Source organism: Citrobacter amalonaticus (assembly GCF_018323885.1).
Taxonomy (GTDB): Bacteria; Pseudomonadota; Gammaproteobacteria; order Enterobacterales; family Enterobacteriaceae; genus Citrobacter_A; species Citrobacter_A amalonaticus.
Window position 1 is genome coordinate 1,385,667 of record NZ_AP024585.1, and the last position, 24,059, is coordinate 1,409,725.

18 protein-coding genes and 1 pseudogene are annotated in these 24,059 nt (G+C 50.0%); 6 read left to right on the plus strand and 13 right to left on the minus strand.

Annotated elements, in window-relative coordinates; genetic code table 11:
• Positions 1 to 164: 164 nt before the first annotated feature.
• The gene (locus KI228_RS06450; RefSeq protein ID WP_044269022.1) at positions 165 to 737 is read right to left on the minus strand and encodes a LuxR C-terminal-related transcriptional regulator; all 573 of its coding nucleotides are present in this window, start codon (positions 735 to 737) and stop codon (positions 165 to 167) included.
• Positions 738 to 1,291: 554 nt separating this feature from the next.
• Positions 1,292 to 2,467, minus strand: a complete 1,176-nt coding sequence (locus KI228_RS06455) for a DnaJ family molecular chaperone (protein ID WP_044269025.1) — start codon at positions 2,465 to 2,467, stop codon at positions 1,292 to 1,294.
• A gap of 296 nt (positions 2,468 to 2,763) precedes the next feature.
• Here KI228_RS06455 and KI228_RS06460 point away from each other — a divergent pair, with 296 nt between their 5' ends.
• The 3 genes from KI228_RS06460 to pheP all read left to right on the plus strand — a co-directional run bounded on the left by KI228_RS06460 (position 2,764) and on the right by pheP (position 7,604).
• Positions 2,764 to 3,849 carry a YncE family protein gene (locus KI228_RS06460; RefSeq protein ID WP_044269026.1) on the plus strand — a complete coding sequence of 362 codons (1,086 nt, stop codon included), beginning with the start codon at positions 2,764 to 2,766 and terminating at the stop codon, positions 3,847 to 3,849.
• Positions 3,850 to 3,912: 63 nt separating this feature from the next.
• On the plus strand, positions 3,913 to 6,096 hold the full coding sequence (locus tag KI228_RS06465) for a TonB-dependent receptor (RefSeq protein ID WP_061070403.1): 2,184 nt from the start codon (positions 3,913 to 3,915) through the stop codon (positions 6,094 to 6,096).
• A 116-nt stretch (positions 6,097 to 6,212) separates the two neighbouring features.
• Positions 6,213 to 7,604, plus strand: a complete 1,392-nt coding sequence (pheP, locus tag KI228_RS06470) for a phenylalanine transporter (RefSeq protein ID WP_043001498.1) — start codon at positions 6,213 to 6,215, stop codon at positions 7,602 to 7,604.
• A gap of 44 nt (positions 7,605 to 7,648) precedes the next feature.
• Here the strand turns inward: pheP and KI228_RS06475 are convergent, their stop codons facing one another.
• Both KI228_RS06475 and KI228_RS06480 read right to left on the minus strand, forming a co-directional pair.
• Positions 7,649 to 8,896, minus strand: a complete 1,248-nt coding sequence (locus tag KI228_RS06475) for a mechanosensitive ion channel family protein (RefSeq protein ID WP_043001497.1) — start codon at positions 8,894 to 8,896, stop codon at positions 7,649 to 7,651.
• Between the two features lie 66 nt (positions 8,897 to 8,962).
• Positions 8,963 to 9,571, minus strand: a complete 609-nt coding sequence (locus KI228_RS06480) for a helix-turn-helix domain-containing protein (protein WP_141227471.1) — start codon at positions 9,569 to 9,571, stop codon at positions 8,963 to 8,965.
• Between the two features lie 402 nt (positions 9,572 to 9,973).
• On the opposite strand from KI228_RS06480, the pseudogene KI228_RS06485 reads away from it, so the two are divergent.
• Positions 9,974 to 11,008 (plus strand): annotated as a pseudogene (locus KI228_RS06485) (IS481 family transposase).
• 638 nt (positions 11,009 to 11,646) lie between these two features.
• Here KI228_RS06485 and KI228_RS06490 read toward each other — a convergent pair.
• The 6 genes from KI228_RS06490 to KI228_RS06515 all read right to left on the minus strand — a co-directional run bounded on the left by KI228_RS06490 (position 11,647) and on the right by KI228_RS06515 (position 19,960).
• Positions 11,647 to 13,224, minus strand: coding sequence for a PglL family O-oligosaccharyltransferase (locus KI228_RS06490; protein ID WP_155016847.1), 1,578 nt, complete (start codon positions 13,222 to 13,224; stop codon positions 11,647 to 11,649).
• Positions 13,225 to 13,465: 241 nt separating this feature from the next.
• Positions 13,466 to 15,145 (minus strand): ShlB/FhaC/HecB family hemolysin secretion/activation protein, encoded by a 1,680-nt coding sequence (locus KI228_RS06495; protein WP_043001493.1) that lies wholly within the window; start codon positions 15,143 to 15,145, stop codon positions 13,466 to 13,468.
• A 99-nt stretch (positions 15,146 to 15,244) separates the two neighbouring features.
• The gene (locus KI228_RS06500) at positions 15,245 to 17,860 is read right to left on the minus strand and encodes a filamentous hemagglutinin N-terminal domain-containing protein (RefSeq protein WP_141227474.1); all 2,616 of its coding nucleotides are present in this window, start codon (positions 17,858 to 17,860) and stop codon (positions 15,245 to 15,247) included.
• Between the two features lie 398 nt (positions 17,861 to 18,258).
• Complete coding sequence (gene nfsB, locus KI228_RS06505) at positions 18,259 to 18,912, minus strand: oxygen-insensitive NAD(P)H nitroreductase (protein ID WP_043001491.1); 654 nt, start codon at positions 18,910 to 18,912, stop codon at positions 18,259 to 18,261.
• 98 nt (positions 18,913 to 19,010) lie between these two features.
• Positions 19,011 to 19,379, minus strand: a complete 369-nt coding sequence (locus tag KI228_RS06510; protein ID WP_044256666.1) for an MmcQ/YjbR family DNA-binding protein — start codon at positions 19,377 to 19,379, stop codon at positions 19,011 to 19,013.
• Entirely contained in the window at positions 19,379 to 19,960 is a 582-nt protein-coding gene (locus tag KI228_RS06515; RefSeq protein ID WP_043001489.1) for a TetR/AcrR family transcriptional regulator, read from the minus strand. Before KI228_RS06515 ends, KI228_RS06510 begins: the two co-directional genes overlap by 1 nt.
• A 191-nt stretch (positions 19,961 to 20,151) precedes the next feature.
• On the opposite strand from KI228_RS06515, the gene KI228_RS06520 reads away from it, so the two are divergent.
• Both KI228_RS06520 and KI228_RS06525 read left to right on the plus strand, forming a co-directional pair.
• Positions 20,152 to 21,285 carry an MBL fold metallo-hydrolase gene (locus KI228_RS06520; RefSeq protein ID WP_043001488.1) on the plus strand — a complete coding sequence of 378 codons (1,134 nt, stop codon included), beginning with the start codon at positions 20,152 to 20,154 and terminating at the stop codon, positions 21,283 to 21,285.
• A complete protein-coding gene (locus KI228_RS06525) occupies positions 21,282 to 21,623 on the plus strand; it encodes a RamA family antibiotic efflux transcriptional regulator (protein WP_043001487.1) in 342 nt (113 codons plus the stop codon). Before KI228_RS06520 ends, KI228_RS06525 begins: the two co-directional genes overlap by 4 nt.
• Positions 21,624 to 21,745: 122 nt before the next feature.
• Here KI228_RS06525 and KI228_RS06530 read toward each other — a convergent pair whose 3' ends face one another.
• The 3 genes from KI228_RS06530 to KI228_RS06540 form a co-directional block, all read right to left on the minus strand.
• A complete protein-coding gene (locus KI228_RS06530) occupies positions 21,746 to 22,165 on the minus strand; it encodes a fimbrial protein (protein ID WP_054176110.1) in 420 nt (139 codons plus the stop codon).
• Positions 22,166 to 22,518: 353 nt separating this feature from the next.
• Positions 22,519 to 22,767: a DUF1158 domain-containing protein gene (locus KI228_RS06535; protein ID WP_043001486.1), complete on the minus strand. Its 249-nt coding sequence runs from the start codon at positions 22,765 to 22,767 to the stop codon at positions 22,519 to 22,521.
• 69 nt (positions 22,768 to 22,836) lie between these two features.
• A complete protein-coding gene (locus KI228_RS06540) occupies positions 22,837 to 23,952 on the minus strand; it encodes a YbdK family carboxylate-amine ligase (protein WP_061070397.1) in 1,116 nt (371 codons plus the stop codon).
• Positions 23,953 to 24,059 lie beyond the last annotated feature (107 nt).

Genomic DNA, 24,059 nt, shown 5'->3' on the forward strand with positions numbered 1-24,059 from the left:
GGTTGACACGTTGCGTTTGTGGTTAGGGGTGGCTCACGATGAGTTGGCCTGGGTTGTCAAATTTCGAAAACAGGAGTCCCTTCCGCAGGGCGGAATAATTTTTAGTGATTGATAACGTCTTAATTAATTCTCAGTCGTCCGTGTTGTATTTCCTTAGTAGGCTGTTAGCGATAGTGGGAGAATATATATTTCAGATGGGTGTTGTTGTGCCCTAGCTTTTTGGCAATATTGCTTTTATAGGTACCGATAGTTTTTTCGCTTTTATGCGCAATAGTGGCAATTCTGGACAGTGACCAGCCACGGGAATACATCATCATGACGTTAAATTCATTAACGCTCATGGCATTATCCAGCGGTCGGTTCACACTTGTGTTCTTGCAGTTGATGAGTTGAATCACCCGGCCGTGTAGTGCGTCAAGGCTCAATGTGCGGTCAAGAAAGTGCATCTGCATGCCGCAAATGGTCTGGAATACCGCAAAGGTTTCGACATTCGTCAGCACAAAAAGCATCAATGACGCACGCGAGGAGAGACGGCGAATGATGCTGGCGTATTTCAGAATATCCGTCTCTTCGGGATGAATAATGAGGTAATCATTATTCTGAACAACCGGGAGAGAAGAGGGCGGTGAACTGGCTGCATAATATTGCATGCCATAATAGAGTGATGTGCCGCGCAGAATATTTTTCATGCCAAGCCAGGTGTAATAATCATCACCCATAAAAATAGCTTTTGACATTAAATTCTCCTTGAGTCGGCAATAGCATCCTGCCCCTCTTTAACATTTTAAAAAAGGGTTCTTTCCCAGTCTGGGAATCTGTTTAAATCCACAACCTGTATTGGGATTATTCTCAATTGAAATATTACGCTTTGTTAAAATTTAAGATAAATCGTTTATTTCACCTCCTGAAGAATGATTGATAGATTTCACTTATGGATTGATGAAAACGGCTGGGAAAATAATGGAGCGTTTGCGGGAAAGTCTTAAAAAATAGCGGAGACCATCGGAGGTAAAGGCATGCGGTGTGGAGGTAGGGGATAAACGTGATGATGTGCGGAATCGTGAGTTAAGAATATTCCTGGGTAATGTCACCGTAAAAACACTCCCTCTGCGTAATGCTCTTGAGGTTAACGTATTTTAAGTGAATAAATCTGGGTTATTGATGATTATGTGGAATTAAACTCTATTAGTTTTTCAGTTAACGTTATTAAGTGTTATTTTTGATTTTTTGTGCTGTTTATGGGCGGGCAACTGGCCAGCACTCCTTCGCCACCCTTTTGTTACAAAAAAACTTAACCTGCCAGCAGATCCTGTTCAACATGTTTAACCTGGGTCTCCAGCGTATCGCGAAGCTCAGCCAGCGCGCGTTCTTGTTCTGCAAAGTACGCTTCTTTATCGCGAACCGAGGTCGCCAGACGCCAGGCATTTTCTGCTTCCAGCCCGGCGATCTCTTTTATCAGCGCATCAATCTGGATCCGCAACTGCTGGATTTTCTGCCGCAGATGGTCGAGATTGTTCAACCGGTCGCTGGCCATCATTGGCTCCAGACCGCTTTGCAACTGAGTGAGCAGGGCGCGAATGGCCGCCAGATCGGCGTTTTGCCGCGCCAGATTGAGCTGCACCATCATCTGGTGCGCTTTCTCTTTCAGTTCATCAGCGACAACGTCCGGGTGACACAAACGGCTGGCCTGACGCCACAGGCGCTTAAGCTCATTACGCTCATCCGGTGAAAGGCGCTGATCGCGTGCGAAACGGTGCTGAGCATCCTGCTGCTGTTCCTGATACTCCTCATATTCATGCGCTGCCTCTTCCTGTGCCTGCCGCGTGTCGCTGTCATCCTGGCGGGAAAAATCGGCTTCCAGTTCACGGATCTCGGCGAGCAGGTCGGTAATCAGCTCCGTTTGCTGTTGGATGCGCTGACGGATGTCGACTGCGGCACGAGAGGCTGAATCCATGCCCATCCATTGCTGTTTAAGCTGGGCTAACCGATCGACCGCCAGTGAGATGTACTGCTGACAGGAGAGGTAATCTTTCTCGCGACGTCTGCGTTCTGCTTCCTGCCGACGCAGGGCGCTGGCTGCGAGCTGTTTACGCAGCTCGAGAATACGGCTCATTAATGGCCCGAGGCGCAGATGATACTGGTCGTTAAACTCATCCAGAATCTGAATGCGGGTATTACGGGTATCGATCAATTCACGCAACTGATTTTCCAGCGCCTTAAGTTCCAGCTTGCTGGCGGCAATCGCCGGATCCTGCCAGTTGGTTATGGCGCGCTGATTTTGTAGCAAGGTAGCAATTTCACGCATTGCATCACTGAAGCGGCGCGTCTCGATAGCCTGGGCAATTGCCGTTATTACAGGATCGCCAGATTCCCGCTGCAGATGCACAAGCTGCTGCTGGATGATCTCCTCATCCTCAAGTTCGATGGCGCTTTTAATGATTTCGAGTCGTTTGATGATTTTATTCATGACACCGTTGCCTGGCGTGACCGACACATGAATGACGATATTTAGGTTAAGTCATTCGTTTGAAAAATATAAAAAAAGTGCAAATCGCATTCTGTGGCCTGCGGGGCCTGTTCGTCCAGAATAATTCGCAGAAATTATCGTTCACTCGCCATTTTCGTTTGAGCTCTCACAATTCGAACCTCTGTTTCATTAAGGGTATTTTTTGCGCGAAATACACTTGCTTCGAAAAAGAGAATAAGTATAGTTCTCATTCTCTTTATTATTTAATGCGTGTCTTTTTTGGTAAGGAACCCAGAATGAAAAAAAATATTACGGCGCTGGCCGTGCTGATCGCGGCGGCATTAAGCGGTTGCGCGACCACTACGCCCGTCACTACGCCGTCAAATACCGTTGAAAAAGCGGCGACGCCCGCGGTGGCGACCGATACGTTAAAGCGCGATCTGGCGGATGGCCTGTATGAGATGGCATTAAATCCTGCCGGGGACGCGTTGTATGTCGCCAGTGCCGAAGGCTTTAAAGATGTTCAGGGCGGGGTGATCTACAAACTGGATGCCAAAACCCTTAAGACGATCGGTCGCAGCCACACGGATCTGAAAAACTTTGGTATGGCGATTTCGCCTGATGGCAAAACGGTGTACGTCACCAACTCGCTGGACGGTGGCCTGAGCGCGTTGAACACTGCGGATGGCAAAGTTAAAAATCGCGTCCTGTTTCCTGAGCGGAACGCGGAAGGTTTCCCGTATGGCGCTCGTCAGGTGTTGCTGCATAACGGCCTGCTGTATATCGGCGCGGTCGCCGATCCTGCGGTGATCTGGGTGGTTGATGCCGAAACGCTGAAGCTGAAAACGCGCATTAAAAATACGGGCAAATGGATGACCGGTCTGCACTACTCCGAAACGACCCAGCGCATCTACGCCGCGAATGGCGGTGGTGAAATCCTGGTAATCAACCCGCGTAATCAGCACGTTGAGAAACGCTGGAAGCCGCTGGGCGACAAGCCGGCGCTGTTGCTGAATATGGCGGAAGACCCACAAACCGGACGTCTGTTCGTGACCGATAACGCCAAAGCGAAAACCACGCTGGTGCTCGATATCCACACCGGCAAGGTGCTGAAGCAACTGGACGTTGGGGATTCTCTGGCGGTGACATTCAACGCCAAACGCAACGAAATTTACATCACCCAGCGTGATTCCGGGAAGCTGCTCAGTCTCAACGCGAGCGATTACAGCGTGAAAAAAAGCTGGGACCTGCCGCCGAATCCAAACAGCCTGTTGCTCTCTGCTGACGGCCAGACGCTGTATGTCACTGTGAAACAGAAATTTAATAAAGACCACTCAACCGATGTGCCGGACAGCGTTGTGCGTATTGAGCTGAATAAATAATAAAAATCAGTCGGGGGACGGATGTTGTCCCCCGCCACATTGACTCTTTTTGATGGCATTCACATGAACAACACCAAAACTATTCTGGCGCTGACGATGGGCGCAATCTCTGGCTCGGCCTGGGCGGCAGACACCGCGAAAAAAGCGGAGGACACCATTGTGGTCCAGGCGACAACCCAAAATGATTTCAAACCGGGTGGCGACACGCCGCTGCCGGCCTTTCTTGATGGACAAGTCGCCAACGGCGGCAGACTCGGCATGCTCGGTCAACAAAGTGCGATGGACGTACCGTACAACGTCATCAGCTACACCTCTAAACTGGTTGAAGATCAACAGGCGAAAACCATCGCCGACGTCGTGGCAAACGATGCGGGCGTGCAGTATGTCCAGGGCTACGGCAACAGCGCGGAAAGCTTTCGCATTCGTGGTTTGAAATTTGACGGCGATGATATGACCTTTGGCGGGCTGTCTGGTGTTCTGCCGCGTCAGGTGGTGGATGCGCAGATGGTGGATCGCATCGAAATCTTCAAAGGGGCAAACGCCCTGATGAACGGCGCCGCGAGTTCTGCCGTCGGCGGGATGATCAACCTTGAACCGAAACATGCAGGCGACATCCCGCAGGCTAAAGTCGGCGTGGACTACACGTCGGATTCACAGATTGGCACCACGCTGGATGCCGGTCGTCGCTTTAGCGACAACGATCAGTTTGGTGCGCGGGTGAATCTGGTCCACCGTGAAGGCGAAACCCGGATTCAGGACGATCGCCGTCGTACTACGCTGCTCTCCACCGGTCTGGACTACAGAGGCGATAACTTCCGCACCTCACTGGACGTGGGTTATCAGAAAAAAACCTTCCACGGCAGCCCAACCAGCGTCAACATTTCTCTGGTCGATTTCGTTCCCGCGCCGCCAAAAAATGACCGTAACTTCTCGCAGAAATGGGCGTATAGCGACATTGAAAACGAGTTCGGCATGTGGCGTAGCGAATACGACATCACTGACAACTGGACTGCCTACACAGCACTTGGCGCTCAGCACGCGCACGAGGAAGGTCTCTACAGCGCGCCGAAACTGCTGGATAAGAGCGGGACGGCCACCGCCAGTCGTCTTGATACCAACCGTATCAGCGACACGGTCAGCGGCATGGCGGGAATTCGCGGCAATTTCGCTACGGGCTTTGTCTCGCACAAGGTGAACGTTGGCTACTCGGCACAAAGCAAAAACGAAAAAATCGCGTGGAAAATGTCTAAAGCGGCGGATAACCCGTATACCAACATCTATCACAACCGCGGCGTTGACGCGCCGGCCAGTACTAACTCGAACGGTAAAGGCGGTAACTACAGCGATCCGTTGACCAGTGGGCGCACCCGGACTCAGGGCTGGTTGCTAAGCGATACGTTGGGCGTGCTGGATGACAAACTGCTATTTACCGTCGGGGCACGCCATCAGAAAGTGGTGATTCGGGGTTATGACAAAATTACCGGCGCGGAAAACGCCGCCGACGGTTTTGACGGTAGCCGCTGGATGCCGACTTACGGCGTCGTCTACAAGACTTGGGAAGAGATATCTTTCTACGCCAACCACACTGAAGCGTTACAGCCGGGTAAAGCAGCGCCCAACACGGCAACCAACTATGGTCAGAGCACCGGTATCGTCCATTCTAAGCAGAATGAAGTGGGCGTGAAGGCGGACTTCGGGCGTGTTGGCGGTTCGCTGGCGCTGTTTGAAATCAAAATGCCATCGGCAATTCTTGACAGTGAAACCAAACATTATGGTCTGGATGCCGAGCAGCGTAATCGTGGCGTTGAGCTGAACATCTTCGGCGAACCGATGCTGGGCATGCGTCTGAACGCCAGCGCCACCTGGCTGCAAGCCGAGATGACCAAAACCAACAACGGTTTGAACCAGGGCAATGATGCGATCGGCGTGCCGAATTTTTACGCCGTGCTGGGTGCCGAGTATGACATCAAGCCGATTGAAGGTCTGACCGCTACCGCGCGCGTGAACCATTCCGGTTCTCAGTATGCGGATCTGGCTAATAGCAAAAAGCTCGACAGCTACACTACTCTGGATCTGGGTATGCGCTATCGCTTCGCGCTTAACCAGAACCAAAATCAGATGACCGTTCGCGCGGGCATCGACAACATTACCAACGAAAACTACTGGGCCAGTGTTGATGATTCCGGCACGTACGTCACCCAGGGAGAAGCGCGCACCTTTAAAGTGTCCGTTGGTTACGAGTTCTGAGTTCCACCTCGTTATCAGGGGCAAGGATGCCCCCTCCATTCCAGTGCCTTTAACTTGCTACCTCCAGCATGAAGTGTTAAAACGTGCCCCTTCTAAAAAAGAGACAGGGGTAGGGCGTGAAAGACGCGTCATCCGCTTCAGACAACGGCCGTTTTGAAGCGTCGTCGGAACAGAGTCCGACGCTGCAACGTGGTTTGCAAAATCGACATATTCAATTAATCGCCCTGGGTGGCGCGATTGGTACCGGGCTGTTTCTCGGCATCGGGCCCGCGATTCAGATGGCGGGTCCAGCGGTGCTGCTGGGTTACGGCATCGCCGGGGTTATTGCCTTTCTGATCATGCGCCAGCTCGGCGAAATGGTTGTCGAAGAGCCGGTATCGGGTTCCTTCGCTCACTTTGCCTATAAATACTGGGGACCGTTTGCGGGCTTCCTGTCAGGCTGGAACTACTGGGTCATGTTTGTGCTGGTCGGGATGGCTGAACTGACGGCCGCCGGTATCTACATGCAGTACTGGTTACCCGAGGTTCCCACCTGGGTCTGGGCCGCGTCCTTCTTTATCATCATTAACGCCGTCAACCTGGTGAACGTCCGTCTGTACGGTGAAACCGAATTCTGGTTTGCGCTCATCAAAGTGCTGGCGATCATCGGCATGATCGGCTTTGGTTTATGGCTGCTGTTCTCGGGGAACGGCGGTGAGCGGGCGACCATCGATAACCTGTGGCAGCATGGTGGTTTTCTGGCGACGGGCTGGAAAGGGCTGATTCTGTCGCTGGCGGTGATCATGTTCTCCTTCGGTGGGCTGGAACTTATCGGCATCACCGCAGCGGAAGCGCGTGACCCGCACAAAAGCATTCCGAAAGCGGTTAATCAGGTGGTGTACCGTATCCTGCTGTTCTACATCGGTTCGCTGGTGGTTTTGCTGGCGCTCTACCCGTGGGTGGAAGTGAAATCCGACAGCAGCCCGTTCGTGATGATTTTCCACGATCTGAACAGTAACGTCGTGGCTTCAGCGCTGAACTTCGTGATTCTGGTGGCATCCTTGTCGGTTTATAACAGCGGCGTTTACTCCAACAGCCGTATGCTGTTTGGTCTATCAGTCCAGGGCAATGCACCGAAGTTTCTGACCCGTGTCAGCCGTCGTGGCGTGCCGGTGAATTCATTACTGCTCTCTGGTGCGATCACTTCGCTGGTGGTGCTCATCAACTACCTGCTGCCGAAAGAGGCCTTCGGTCTGCTGATGGCATTGGTGGTGGCGACGCTGCTGTTGAACTGGATCATGATTTGTCTGGCGCATCTGCGTTTTCGTGCCGCGATGCGTCGCAAAGGGCGTGATACCCAGTTCAAAGCGTTGCTCTACCCGGCAGGAAACTATATCTGCATCGCCTTCCTGGCGATGATCCTTGTGCTGATGTGCACCATCGACGACATGCGTTTGTCAGCCATGTTGCTGCCGGTATGGGTCATCTTCCTGTTTGTTGCGTTTAAACTTTCTCGCAAAGTACGCTGAGAGGAAGCCGATCTCATTCGCGTAATGAGATCGGCGCTTTTGCGTTATCGTTGAAATACTCCCGCCAGCGAGCGAATATCGTTGCCCGTAGGTGACTGGTGAATGCGCAATCCAAACTCGTCTACGACAGCAAAAATATGGTCGAAAATATCGGCCTGAATGCTTTCATATTCCAGCCAGACGACGGTGTTGGTAAAAGCATAAATTTCGAGGGGGAGACCGTGATCGTCTGGCGCCAGCTGACGTACCATTAAGGTCATATCTTTGCGAATGCGTGGATGGTTGCGCAGATATTCATTCAGGTAGGCGCGAAAAGTCCCAATATTGGTCATCCGCCGATGGTTCAATACCGATTCCGGCGCATCCAGTTGTTGATTCCATTCATCTATCTCCTGATGGCGCGTCTCCAGATAAGGTTTCAGCAGGCGCGCTTTATACAGTTGCTGCTTTTCATCATCATCCAGAAAATGAATACTGGTGGCGTCAATATTGATACTGCGTTTAATGCGCCGACCACCTGATGCCGACATGCCGCTCCAGTTTTTAAACGAATCAGAGACCAGCGACCAGGTCGGAATCGTAGTGATAGTATTGTCCCAGTTGCGGACTTTCACCGTCGTCAGACCAATATCAATGACCGCGCCATCAGCACCGTATTTCGGCATCTCCAGCCAGTCACCCAGTTTCAGCATGTCGTTAGCAGAAAGCTGAATGCCCGCAACCAGCCCCAGAATCGGGTCTTTAAATACCAACATCAGCACGGCGGCCATTGCGCCCAGGCCGCTAATCAGAATCGCGGGCGATTGGCCGATTAATAGCGATATCATTAATATACCGACAATAATCGCGCCGATGAGTTTTATACCCTGAAATATCCCCTTGAGAGGAAGCTGAGAGGCAGAGGGGAACTTTTGCGCCAGATTTAATATGACATCGAGTAACGAAAATAATGAAAGCAGGGCATATATCATGATCCACAATTGTGCGCAGACAGTAAGAATCTCTGCGGCTTCGCTGCCTTTTTGCAACCACAGTGCGGACTGAATATTGACGATAATACCCTGCAGGGTGAATGCCAGACGGTGAAATAACTTATTCTGCGTAATAATTTGTAGCCACAGACGGGAGCTGGCAACAGCGCGCCTTTCAAAGGTGCGCAATACCACCCAGTGCAAAATAATATGCACAATGATGGCTGTGAGAAAAATAATACCGAAAATCATCACCAGCGAGGTGGTGTGATTCATTTCAATACCCGCTAAATCCTCAACCTGAGTAATTAATTCCTGCATAACCTCTCCTTTACAAAACAGTGACCTATGATGACTGCTGTAAGGAAATTATGCAAATGAGCCAGGTCAGTACTGTTCGGGAAGACGATTGATCTTAGTAAGAATACCGCGCGCCATCTCGATATGGCCACCCAGCCGCAAGTCGCTCAAAATCTTCATCACGCGGCTACGCGAAAGATGCGTTTTTTCCTGGATGTAGTCACTCGCGTTAACCGCAAGACGCAGTTCTTCTTTCTCTGCTATCAATGCAATAAGATTGGTGCGGATCAGTTCGTAGGTTGAGAGGCCAGCAGAGGTACGATGTGCTTCGAGAAGTTTATCTATGGCATACATATAGGTATAGGATGCGTCCAGCCAAAGGTTTTTCTCCGCAATGACATTCATTACGTGTAATGTCGGAATGATTTCGAAAAGGATTTCCCCGTTGGCTTTGTAGAAGAAATCAGCATTCGTATTCATTAACGAGTTTATGCCAACAATCATAGGTGCTTTAAGATGCTTAAGTAGCAGTTGGTCGTGGCTACGGTAAACACTTACCGTGCCTTTATGTAATACAAAAGTCATCGATTCGGCATGGTGTCCGAGAGATATGATTTGCCGCTCCCGGGCATGCAAAATGCGAGAAGTGTCGGAAACGGCATTGATTATATTGATGACATGAGTGTCTGGCTTCATAATGGCATAGCAATTCTAATTAAGGTATCTGAAGATTATATTATATTATATTATAAGGTGAATATTATATGAGGAAAGTGTAAGAGCTTATTTGGCGTTAAAGTTTACGACTGCGAATAATTCATGAAACTAATTAAACTTGATAAAGTTGTACAGATCGTAGTACGTGCTGTACGTACGGATTTGTACGTACGGATTATGAGTCTAAAAGGTCGCAAATAACTGACCTCAGCATTCATGCTGCAGAGTTAAGCAACCGACAGCGCTGACTCAATAGTATCAGTTCTCACAAAAGTAAGTTGTATTAGTCGCGACTTGATCTGACACATGGCCTTGAAAGGTTGAGAGTTACCGGTTTTGATATGGGTGTCGAATCCTTATACAAAACACGAGGTAACTCTCATGCTTCATACTACCAATCCCGTCATCAAACACAAAGCCGGTTTGCTCAATCTGGCTGAAGAACTCAGTAACGTGTCGAAAACCTGCAAAATCATGGGCGTCTCGCGCGATACATTTTACCGTTATCGCGAACTGGCCGATGAAGGTGGCGTGGATGCACTGCTAAATCGTAGCCATCGTGCTCCTAACCTAAAGAACCGTACCGATGAGGCCACTGAGCGAGCTGTTGTTGATTATGCTGTCGAATTCCTGGCTCACGGTCAGCACCGGACCAGTAACGAGTTACGTAAACAGGGCGTTTTATCTCCGGCAGTGGTGTCCGTTCCGTCTGGTTACGCCATAACCTTGAGAACTTCAAAAAACGCCTGCAAGCGCTGGAAGAGAAAATGGCCCGCGATGGTATTGAACTGACCGACAGCCAGATCGCCGCGCTGGAACGTAAAGCTAGCGATGACGAGTCCTGTGGTGAGATTAAAACCGCTCATCCGGGTTATTTGGGGCCACAGGACACGTTCTATGTGGGCAATCTGAAAGGCGTCGGGCGTATCTATCAGCAGACGTCCGTTGATACGTACTCGAAAGTGGCTCACTGCAAGCTCTATGTCACTAAAACGCCGATTACAGCGGCTGATTTACTGAATGATCGTGTACTGCCGTTTTATGAGTCTCATGGCCTGCCGATGCTGAGGATACTGACAGAGGCACCGAATACTGCGGTAAAGTGGAGCAGCACGATTACCAGCTTTATCTGGCGATAAATGACATTGAGCATACGAAAACGAAGGCAATGTCACCGCAAACCAATGGTATCTGCGAGCGGTTCCATAAAACGATCCTGAACGAGTTTTATCAGGTAACGTTCCGCAAAAAGTTATATGGTGATCTTGCTTCATTACAATCGGATCTTGATGAATGGCTGGCTCACTATAATAATGAGCGAACTCATCAGGGAAAATGTGCTGTGGCCGGACGCCAGTGGAAACATTACTTGATGGAAAACGCATCTGGGCTGAGAAAAACTTAAACCAGATGTAATCTGACAGATACCTGTATAAATAACCGGTAACTGTCAGATCAGGTCTGAGCTAATACAATTTATGACAGTAAGGGGAAATTACTCCCCCCCGATAAACCTTCTGAAGGCATCCCTTTAAAAGGAGGTGAGGACTCCGTTGAACTTAAATTTTCAGCGAGTTATCAGTCTGTAGTTGATGATGTGACGCCAGGAAGTGCAAATGTTTCAGTGACCTTTGTGGTGAACTATGCCTGATAAAAACTGAGTGTAGATAGGTTCGGTGTGTACACAATTTTAAAATCAGTTTGGGGGCGAAGAATGAACCTTCTGTTGGACATGCTCTTTTTGGGGGCCACAAACTGTTATGCGACCATATCGATAACCTGCACTTATTCCATTCTTCGTTACAGATAAACGCTCCCAGATAATTGTACAGCGCGATCAACCTATCTGACAGGCGCTGACAGTGTATGAATCCAGCGTAAATTGTCACTCTTAATCAACTGTATCAACGACGATGATGGCGACAGTTGCGGTCAGTGATATTCAGACTAAAGATAAAGTGAAAGCCGCTACTGCCAACGCCACGGCAATGCTAAACCTGACTTATCAGTGAAATGATGCAGGAAGCCGACTATGATGCCAGCTTCTTTTATTTTTACTCACCCGGATTAAAGCGCTCATCCCATGGCATTAAGCGTTGAGCCCGCAGCCTTAGCGCCAGTGCCTCTTCCCGCTTTTGCAGAAACATCAGAATATTAATCTGGTCGCTCCAGGCATCTTCTTCCATATGCATTGTGATCCACTCGGCATTCTCCTGAGCAAATAAATCTAGCTCATTAATATTACCGCTTTGATTAAAATGCATCAGATGTAAGCGGGAGAGATCCCGCTGCCAGCGTATTTGCATCAGCCAGGGAACGGATAATTGACGAATACTTTCCGGTGGTTCAAGTCGGCCCGTTTCGAATTCTCCCAGTGTCACACTGGCGCGAAAGAGCTGCATTGACAGCACAATACCGTACAGTGCGGTCGCGGCCAGGGCTGGACGCAGATATTTTACCGGCAAGGTGAACGTGGATTTACGGCTTTCAGTTGCACTCATCAGTAGCAGGATGAGAAAAAAGTGCGCAACGGAGTAATAAAGAGGAAACTCGACCTGAGTGTGTAACAAAATCGGTAGGGTGGTTAACAGCGTCACCCACTGCCACAAGCTTTTTGGGCGGCGAAATAAAATAATCCAACCCCATAAAAGAATCAGCCCGCCCAGGAAGGCGACAATTCCGCCTTCCGCCTGAATAAATAACGTCTCATTATGTGGATGCTGCATCATTTCCCGGCCAGGATTCGCGAAAGGAAGATCGGCCATAAAATTTTGATACACCGATTCAAACATGCCTAAACCAATCCCTCTCCAGGGATGCGTCATGATAAGGCGCACGGTGTATTCCAGCGTCAGGAGTCGTTGTTGATTTGACCCTTCATGAGCCAACGAATTTAATACGGAACCCTGGAGCAAAACCGAACCCAACAGACCACCGATGAACGGTAAGAAAATAATCGCAAGGCGTTGGCAAGCCGTGGTTCTATCTCGCCAACATTGTTGACAGAAAAGAAGCGACGCGCAGGCAATTCCACACAGACCGCCCAGCCAGCCAATTCGGGAACGACATAATACTAGCGTCGCAGAGATGAGGATAATTGCAAAACAGATTGCGAACCTCCGCGCAGTTTCCGCACGAAACGATTTAAGCGTTCGCTGCCTGTCCGCCATCAACACCAGCAGAAGAGATAAACCTGTCGCCAGAAATGTGGCGGTGACATTACGCTGTTGAAAAATACCCGGTGCGCCACCGGAATAATTTTCAGCCAGTGCGTTAAGCGGGAAGGGAAGCCATTGTGGGCACCAGAAACCCATCAGAGAATAAACGGTTTCAATGCAAGCTGCCGCAGCGATCATATAGCTCAGAGCAACAATTTCTTTTTCCCGCGGTGGGTACTGAAGTAAGGTGAGATAGGTAAACACGCCTCCCCAGATCCCTGTTAGTCGAGGAAGAGCGATGGCGAGTCCCTGATCAGGCGACCAGAAGACGGGTAACGTAAATGCTATCGCACTGAATAGCAGGCATAAAAACGTGGGTGTCAGACGTATTTTATCCGCTTGCAGCGATAGCCAGACGATCAGCGCCTGAAGCAAAATCGCAGCCCACGACAGCAGGTTCATCGGTAAATTCATGCCGTAATCGCCGCTGTTTGGCCAGGGAATATGTATCAGCACTAACCAGTAAAAACTGAGCAGGAAGTATAAAAAAGCGGCATAAGGTGGGAAGACGTGAAGGTTTCCCCAGATTTGCAAAACGCGAGCATTCGGGCGGGCATAATATTCTTGAGTGGGTAAATCGATGTTGTATTTACCCACTCAAGATGGCGCTATTTAAGTCCTGTCCATTCTAAGACTGATCCATTCAGGCATCGATTTAATATTGCCATTGCACTGAAAAACCAAGTGTAAACGGACTGGTCTGCATATCATCAGGTTTCATCACCGGAACGCCGGCGAAAAGATCATAGCCAACGTTGCCTTTAACACCTCGCACACCCGCAACCGCACCGGCGATGCGTGTGCCGCTCCAGTAATCATTTTTCGAACCGCTGACTTCCCCGTAATCAAAGCCAAGATAGGGCTGCATTCCCCACCTGGGGAGATTCAGGTTAATGTCGTTACGCAGATACCAACCCTTATCAGCATAAATGGAGGATTCACCGTCGAAGCCACGTACCGTCCAGCGGTTACCGATAGTAAATTTATCCGGCTGCGTCAGTTTATCCGGTGACGTTTGCTGCATGAAATGCGGCTCATAGCTCATCGACAGATCGCCTGCCTTAAACGGAAATGTGCCGTCGACGCTCAGGGTAATAATGCGTGCCAGGGGATCGGCACTACCTACCATTTCTTCGGCATCGGCTTGTTCGCCAAACCAGTGCGCGGCATGTTGATAGCCCAGTCGGGAGGTGAGTTGCCCAAAGGGCAGATAAGCTAAATGTTCCAGGTTGAGTTGCCAGCTGCTGGTGTCCCGGCGCTGTACTTCCACTTCAACATCGTTGAGGTCATAGTGTGAATCACGTTTAATGCCTTTAAAACCCAGCGTTGTTTTTTGGCTGGCGCTGCGGTAGATAACGCGTTTGATTTCTGCAGTCAGTAATTTTTCACTGCTGCTGTACTGATAGTGGTAATCACCGCTATGGATTGTCTGAACCGTGCGATATTTACTGCCATAGAGTTCAAGCAGCCAGTAGCCCCACGGGACGGAGTAGAAGGCGGAAGTGTTGTCGTTGCGACGTCCATACTCATTTTTAAAACCGCCGCCATAAGCAACATAAAAAATGTCATTCAGCGTCGTGGGGTTATTAAGGTAAAAGGCCAGACCGCCTTCATAACGCCCCGTTTTTTTACTTCCGGCGTCATCCATCCACGTCCCCAGACGCCATGCTTTATTCTGGCTGCGACTGACTTCTACGCGAGTATCGCCAGGATGTTCACCGGGAACAAGATGAATACTTGCCTGCGATCCGGGAATACGCTGCAAATTTTCCAGTCCCTGTTCCAGACCGCGTAAATCAAGAACGTCGCCTTCAGCTTCCGGGAAGTTATTCCAGCGATGAACGGTGCGGCCTTCCTGATTTTGTAACAGCCATTCACTGATACGACCGGGCAAAATTCGCAGGGTTAATGTTCCCTCTTTTAAATTTTGGTCTGGAACTAACACCCGACTGGTAATATATCCATGGGAGATTAACCGATTCTGGACGGCTTTATGTAGAGCCGTGATCCCCTGTATTCCGATACAATGCTTTTCAACCTGGCGAATAAGATCGTTAAAGGTCAGCCAGTGGGGGAGGGCGACCGTTTTATCGATAACTACGTGTTTCATGTCATAGCAGACGGATTCTTTGGGCAGGATCAGCGTATCGCTATCTTGTACATTTTCTGCCGTGAGCAATGTCTTACTTTGAGGAGCAAGCTGATTATGCCTTGCCTGATCCTGTTGTTGACTGGTGGCACCTTGGCCTGAGACGGGCTCAGCTTCCACGATGCCAGGGCGTATCGCGAACAGTGAGAAAAGAATGAGACTGAGGCTGGTACGATAAACAATCATGATATTTAACTCTTCCCTGTAGGTACTGAACCTCAGAAGCATTTCTAAAATAAATTAATAAAGCCCCATAACTTCATGGGGCTTTGGAACTAAAATATATTAAATCCCAGTACAGATAACATAACCGCCAGGATAATAGATGATATCTACCACGACGTAGCCGTAATACATGTCACCTGGTTTATAAACGACGCCATTTTCCCAGACACCGTTACCTGCAGGTGTTCCATTAGGCTGTACCACGGTGTTATCATCGTTATTGGTTGAACCACCATTATCGGTATTATTGTTGTCAGGGGTATTCGCGCCATCATCCTGATTAGCCGAACCCGTTTCATTAATAACGCCCATGTTAGTGACATAACCCGTGGTATAAACGTGATCGCCCGTAATCGTACCGGTGCTTTCGTTGAACATACCGTTAGACGTATTCAGCTTAACATCACCGGTGCTGGAGATGTTGCCGCTGTTGTTCAGGTAATTAGTGGTCAGCGTAATACCGTTTTCCGCGCTCAGCGTACCGCTATTCATCAACGTTACGCGATCCATCTGGGCATTCAATTTATTACCAGCGGCAATGGTACCGTTGTTATAAGAGGTGCTCTGTGAATAACCGTAACTTCCCATCACATTGAGGTTGATATCATGCGCGGCACGGATATCACCGGTATTGTTCAGGTTGCTCATCACAGACAGGCTAGCATCTTCCCCTGCCTGAATAGCGCTTCCTGCGTCAGTCATCAGAGAAGAGGTTGTGATGTAGATGTTATGGCCAGCATTCATGTTGCCATACATCAGGTTATAGACATTGTTGGCGTTAACGTTGATGTCATTGTTACTGGAGATCGTACCGCTGTTAGCAAGATCGGACAGTTGCAGATTCATTTGATTAGCGTGGATTGCACCGCTGTTATTAAACACGCTGCTATTCATCTGCAGATTCAGATTACCGTCGGCGGTAATAGAACCACTGTTCTGGGCTGGGCCACCGTAGCTGCCCCAACCATTGGAACCGATGGTTAAAGACATATCCTGTCCCGCAGCGAGAGTCCCTGCGTTCTGGAAAGTATTTGTCACCGTCATATCAATGTTGTGACCCGCTTCCAGCTTGCTGGCAAGATCAGAATAATAAGACGAACCATACATGAAGATATCATTGCCGGCTGAAATCGTGCCGGACATGTTATCCAGTGCGCCATTGATAGAAACGGAACCGTCGCTATGAATTGTGCCGTTATGGTTAGAGAGCATGTTATTGCCGCTTACCTGCAACTGGCTGTCACGTCCCTGAGTCTGAATAACGCCGTTATCATTATTCAACATGGAGGCGTTAATCATATTCCAGCCATTACCTGCAGAAATAACCCCGTTATTGTTGGTCAGCGTATCGACGTTAACACTCATCGAGCCGTTGCTTGTCAGGCTGCCAGACGTGTTGTCCAGATTTGCTGAGTCCACGGTCAGCGAGCCTTTAGCATTGATACGACCGTTTGTATTATTGACGCCGGTCGCTCCCCAGGAGTTATAGCTGTTAGAAGAGCGAGCGATGCTCAGGGCGCCTTCGCTGGTGATTTCACCTTGGGTGTTATTCAGCGAATCCGCCATGATGGTGGTCTGCTGGTTTCCCTGAATCTTGCCATGGGTGTTTACTGTGTTTTTGCCAGACAAATCAACATAATTGCCTTTGATTTGACCATTGCTGTTGTCCAGTAATTCGTCGGCAGAAACGGAGACCATCCCATCAGACGTGATCTGGCCATTATGGTTCAGAACAGATGATCCCATTACAGCAGTGGAGTTTTTACCGCTAATATGGCCGCCGTTGTTTTCAATCACGCCATCAACATTGAGAGACAAGGTATCCGTCGCGGTCAGGTCTGCGTGATCAATACGCACGCCGACGCCACTGTCTGTCCCTTCCATGTAAATTTTATTGGCATACATGGAACCCAGCGCAGATACATCCAGCGCGACTTCCGGGCTGGTGCTGTCGTCATATTTTTTCTGTACGCGACCATTCTTATCAATACGGTTATTACCGGTAATGATGTTCAGCTCATTCGCCTGCAGTTTCGCATTGACCTTCACGGAGCGAGCGATAATGTCGGTGTACTGAGTGGAGCGGGTGTCCATACCTTTACCGGTAATAGACACCTGGCCTTTGCTGACGTCCAGTCCGGTTACGTTGCCCTGATTATCGTAGGTGGCCGTCCCCGTGGTTAGCGTTGCGTGGTTGGTGTTAATAAAACCGCAACCGTCGCAGGTAATGCCTGATGGGTTAGCAATAATGACCTGAGCGGACTGACCGGCGACTTCGATCATGCCGTTAAGCTGGCTCGGATCGGAGGAGCGCACTTCGTTAAGAATCACTTTTGCACTGCCGCTCGCCATATTAGCGTTGCCATTAATCTGGCCGGCTAACTGAGTGTTCGAATTGCTGCTACTGTTGTTCAGAATAACGCCGTTACTGTCTACGTTGAACTCAGAATAAACGTTATGTGAAACGCCACCCGCACTGGCTTTATTAATATCAACAACGGTAGTGCCATTTGCGTTGGTATGAATACCCGGTTGGTTAGTATTACCTGCTACAACCGCAGCGTGAGCTGGCATAATCATTCCAAGCGCAAGCATCGTTGCAAAGCAGTTTGGAGCCAGCTTTGCGTGTAAAACCTGACGATTATTGCGCACGATATTAATATTTTTGCTTTTCATTTACTGATCCTTGTATTTCCTTGAATATAAATTCCCCATTTCATTGGTGAAAAATGGGGGGGATATGAAACCATGCAATCCCTTTAATCCAGAAAAGGACTTGTAACGATTCGTTTTTTTTTAACAGCAATTGTTGGCTGGGGGTGAAAAGTAACACATTGATAATTGCAAAAAAAAATATCGCAATTATTTATTATAAAAATGTGTTTATTAGGTAATTCATTAATATGAAAGAGAGGCATCGTCGAAAATGGGGAAATCGATTGATAAATGATATGGATAATTTCTGTTCAAGATATTTCTGAGGTGTTACACAATGTGTAAGAAACTTGAAAGAACCTTAACGAGTGGAAGGGTAATGAGAACAGGCACGTCGCGAAGCAACGTGCCTGAAGACATTAGCATTCAGTAATAATCGTGCTCAGCGGCAGGCGAGATTTTGGCAGCGAGGCATTAAAATCTTCCACGCTGTGATGACCGACTGGCACCACCACCACGCTGGTGAAGCCCTTTTCTTTCAGGCCAAATTCTGCATCAAGAATGGCGGCGTCGAAACCTTCGATTGGCACCGCGTCCAGACCCAGTGCGGCGACGCCTAACAGGAAGTTACCCACGTTCAGATACACCTGCTTTGCCATCCAGTGTGCATCGTCTTTCAGCTCCTTACGGTGCATGTCGGCAAAAAAAGTGCGGCCTTTGTGATTAGCGGCTTTCGCCTCCGCGGAAGCAAAACGCCCATCGGCCTCTTCCTGATCAACCACGCGTTCCAGCCATGCATCATCCATTGCCGTTTTGGCGCAGAACACCACGACATGCGAGGCATCAAGCATTTTTCGCTCGTTGAAGACAAAGTTACCGGCGGCAGATTTCGCCACGCGCGCTTTGCCTTCCTCTGTGCTGGCGACGATAAAGTGCCACGGTTGAGAGTTAGTACTGGACGGGCTGAACTGCAGCAGTGTTTTGATTTTTTCGGCTTCTTCAGCGGTCAGCTTTTTAGCTGGGTCGAATGCCTTGGTTGAATGACGTTTTAAGGCAACTGAAACGATATCCATAACGACTCCCGGTTGGTTTTAATCTTCGCAGGTTACAGGGTTCTCCCGGAGATGATAAGAGAGAAATGGCGAACACAGTTTTCGTTATTTGAGACTAATCAGACCGGACGGATTCGTTTCTGGCTGCGTTTAGGCAGGCCATCGACCACTAAATTCCACGAGTCGTTCACCAACTCCTCCAGTAACGACTCGGTAATATCGTCACCGGGCGCGACGGAAATCCAGTGCTTTTTGTTCATGTGATAACCGGGGGTTATGCTGGGGTAAATCTGCTGATTTAACAGGGATTTTTCCGGGTCGGCTTTCAAGTTTATTACCGCACGGCGGTTAAATTCGGTGACGATCATAAAAATCTTTCCTTCGACCTTAAACACGTCGTACTCCGGGCCGAACGGCCAGCAGTGCTCAGTAAAGGGGAAGGCTAATGCCAGGCGTTTTGCGCACTCGTGCAGCGTTTTTTCGTCCATTACTTTTCCTCGCGGGTGAGGGCGCGCCACATGGCTTCAAAACCCAGAGAAATAAACTCTTCAGCGCGAGCCGGTTCACGGGCGGCAAATTCCATTGTCGTTTCTGCCAGCGTTAAAAACAGCGCATCGCCGAAGGCGCGATATTCATCGGACATAAAGACCGGTAGCACTGAGCGGTGACAGAGATCGCGCAGTTCAGGAAACATATCGTCGGCTTTTTGTTCCGTCTCTTTGGTGATTTTTTCGCTGACGGCCAGTTGGCGTATCGCGCGATGCCCCTGCGTGTGGTTTATCCCCCAACTGATATAGCTGCGCCAGATATAAAAGGTCAGCGCTTTGGCATCGGTCAGTGAACGATCCAGATTGGCGATCATCGACTGGCAGAGACTCTGTTTAAGATGAAGATACAGTTCGTTGATTAACTCGTCTTTGGTCGCGAAATAGCGAAACAATGTCCCTTCCGCCACGCCAGCATTGCGGGCAATCACTGCGGTTGACGCCGCGATCCCGGACTGCGCAATCGCCGTGGTTGCTGCCTCCAGTAATGCCTTTTTTTTGTCTTCACTCTTCGGACGAGCCACTACACTTTACCCTTAATGTGGTCTAAAAATGTGATTGAAACACGGCGTATGCAGCGCCGCAACGGTGAATGTCAAAGATTGAAAATCATCTTGACGAGAAACGTCTGATTTCTATAATGAGTGCTTACTCACTCATAATCAAGGGTGCGTCGCGCAAACCATCGGACAGGCGCGCGTTTTCAGGTCAGGATATGAAGCGTCTCACAGTTTGCGTGGTTGTTATTATGCTCATTACCAGTGCAGCAACGTTACCGTTTGTCCTCAATGCTGGCTTCGGCCAGGCGCCACAGGGCGCTCAGCTTAGCCAGGTTGAACAATCTGCAAACTACCGGGACGGGCAATTCCATAATCAGATACCGACGCCGGGCTATACCGGAAACAAAAGTATGCTCGCGGCGTGGTGGGAGTTTCTGGTCGCGAAGCGTGAGAATGCGCGCCCCGATCAGCCCCTGCCGTTGGTTGCGACCGATCTTGCCAGTCTGCCGGTCACTGAAGACATCCTAATCTGGCTCGGGCATTCGTCGTGGTATCTGCAACTGGACGGCAAACGTATTCTGATTGACCCTGTGCTCAGCAGTTATGCCGCGCCGTTTTCCTTCCTCAATAAGGCTTTCGCAGGCGACTATCCGTGGACGGCGCAGGCGATGCCGGCGATCGATCTGCTGATCATTTCGCACGACCACTATGACCATCTGGACTACGCCACCATCAAGGCGTTAATGCCCAAAGTGAAGCGCGTGCTTACACCGCTGGGTGTCGGTTCGCATCTGCGTTATTGGGGAATGAATAGCGACATCATTGAAGAGCGCGACTGGAATCAGTCCGTGCGAATTGACGATTCGCTGATGATTCACGTTCTGCCTGCGCGGCATTTTTCTGGCCGCGGCATTAAGCGCAACCAGACGCTGTGGGCCAGTTTTCTGTTCGAAACGCCGGAACAGAAAATTTATTACAGCGGTGACTCCGGCTACGGGCCTCATTTCCGGGCCATCGGCGAGCAGTTTGGCGGCATCGATCTTGCCATTATGGAGAACGGTCAATATGACCAGGACTGGAAGTACATCCATATGATGCCAGAAGAGACCGCTCAGGCCGCTCAGGATTTGCGGGCAAAAGCGATATTGCCCGGTCATGCCGGACGCTTTGTGCTGGCTAAACATACCTGGGATGACCCTTACAAACGGCTGGCGCTGGCCAGTCGACATAAAGCGTACCGTCTGCTCACGCCAATGCAGGGTGAACCGGTAAAACTGGACGATCTGGCGCAGCCGTTCACCGTCTGGTGGGAGCAGACCTCACATTTGCAGGAGAGGAGTTCCGAATGACCATTTCTGCTCAGGTTATCGACACGATTGTCGAGTGGATAGATGATAATTTGAATCAGCCGCTGCGCATTGACGACATTGCGCGCCACGCGGGGTATTCCAAATGGCATCTGCAGCGTCTGTTTTTACAGTACAAAGGGGAGAGTCTGGGACGTTATATTCGTGAGCGTAAACTGCTGCTCGCGGCGCGGGATCTGCGCGAGTCCGACGAAAAAGTGTATGACATTTGTCTGCGCTACGGGTTTGACTCTCAACAGACCTTTACCCGCATTTTCACCCGCACGTTTAACCAGCCGCCGGGCGCCTACCGCAAAGAAAATCACAGTCGGGCACACTGATCTCCCGGAAAAACGCTTTCTTTGGCAAAACATCTCCTCACTGTGGATTAAAAAACATAGGTGAGGGGTATGAAGGATTTTTGCCAATAATGGGCGATTTACTATATATAGCCTGTGGGGTTTTATTGATACGTCAGATTGAGTGTCGCCGTCGCATTTGCTTGTCCGGCCCGTACTTTATCTTTGGTCTGTATATATCGGGCGGTAATGGGGAACGGCTCCAGGCCGCCTGCCGAGCGTTTAAGATTAAGCATCTTATTCAGTTCCAGTGGCGTATCGTTGTACAGTAACTGCACGCCGATCCCCGCGGCAACCCTTTCGTCACCCTGGTTACTGAGCTCGGGAACGCTGTCGTCCGTGGTATCAGGGTTTTGTGCGCCGGTTAACGTCACATTGATATCGGCGTTCGCGTCACAGTCGCGTTTCAGGTCAGCCGTGCTGCTTTCCTGTGAATGGGTACCCAACTGGGTAAACTGATCGGCCTGCACATCCCCAATGGGGAACGCGAGATTAGTACCGGACGGTATGGTGCAGGCGAGCACAGTGATACTGCCATTGATAAGATTTCATTTCCCCATTGGCAGGGTATAGGCAGAGCCGGGACCATCGCCCACTGCCCAGCTCATTATCATGCCGTTATCACAATACGCGCTCACTTCCGGGAACGTCAGATAATGGGCTTTCAGGACGGTGCCCGCAGGCGTATCTTGCTTTCGGGTTTATTAGTAAATGATCTCTGTGCCGGAAAGATGGAATGTGTGGAAGGCGCATAGATAAGAATATTTATTGTTCTAATATTTAAATTAACAAATCACGCCTGATTGGTAATGTGGTGAGTCTCTCGGGTTCCTGTTAGTGAGCGCCAAAAGAAGTGGCGCCCGGTTGGTTCACCGGCTTAGTGAGCCAGCGAAAACCAACGACGCCACACGTAGCGAATCACGAAATATTCAACAGCGCCAAGCGCTAAGAACCACAGGCAGAACAGCAGCGTGTAGAACTGGTTGAGATCCATCAGATGGAAGGTCGCAACCAGCTTTTGTGCCAGCACCAGCCCCAGCGAAGGCGCGGGAAGCAGCAGGCAGGAGAGAAAGGCCATCAGCAGAATACCGGCGGCGGTCATCAGTGATTCAAGCGGGTGTTTCATGGCAATGTTAAACGTGAGTTAAAAAAGCCATTGTCCGGGATCTTCACCGTTAACGCAAACCGGCGCCGCTTACCCGGCCCAAATCTCACAATGTTTTTTCACCAGCCCGATGAGCGATCCGCCATCGCTGACAAACTCACGCATTTTTTGCGCTTCGCTGGCACCCTGTTTAACCTGCCGGGTCAGGGCTTCAATCGCGCTTGCGGCACCGACTTTATCAGCGGACGGCGCAACTTTTTCCAGCAGGCGCAGCGTGTCCTCTGAAAGCGAATGATGGTCGCCGGTATGCACGTCGGTCAGAATCCCCTCCAGCCCGTAGCGACAGGCCTGAAAACGGTTGAATTTATATAGCAGATAGTCACGCTCCTGATGTTTAAACGGTCGTTCCGTCAGTAGCCAGTGCGCGGTAGCCTGAATTAAACCGGCCATATTGATCGCATGGCTGAGGGTGAGCGGCGTATCCATCACCCGCACTTCGACCGTGCCAAAATGCGGGCTGGGGCGAATATCCCAGTGTAAATCTTTAATGCTGTCGATCATGCTTGTATAGCTGAGACGACGGAATAACCCTTCAAACTCCTGCCAGTTGCTCACCCACGGCATGGGGCCGTTATCCGGGAAACCAGAGAAGATATTCAGCCGCGACGAGGCAAAGCGGGTGTCGGAGCCCTGCATATAAGGTGAAGCCGCCGAGAGCGCAATAAAATGCGGGACAAAGTGCGACAGCCCGTGCAGCAGGTAAATCGCATCATCTCCGCTGGCGCAGCCGACGTGAACATGTTGGCCAAATACGGTGGCCTGCTGAATGAGATAGCCAAAGTTTTCCAGCGTGCGTTGATAGCGTTCGTTATCGCATACTTCCTGGCGCTGCCATTTCTGAAACGGATGCGTACCACCGCCGCAAATTTCGAGGTGATGGTTAGCCGCCGCTTGCAGGATCACCTGTTGCATCGCGGAAAACTGCGCCGCCGCCTGATCGATACTGTGGCAAACGTCAGTCGCCATCTCCAGCATGCTTTCGGTGATATCGTGCTTCACTTCGCCGGCGTGTACCCGGTCTTTCACTGCGGCAATCAGCGTCGAAGAGTCCTGGCTCAGATCATATCCCGGCGGATTAACCACTTGCATTTCCAGTTCAATGCCGAGGGTGTACGGTTCAGAGACGTGAAAATCGGGTAGTGGCATAGTGTTCGCTTCTCCTTTGATTTGTCAGATGAGTATAGAAGTGAGTGCGGGTTTCGGCGTGGTGGAAGAAATCTGAATCCGGTGCTTTGAAGGCGCATCGGGAACTG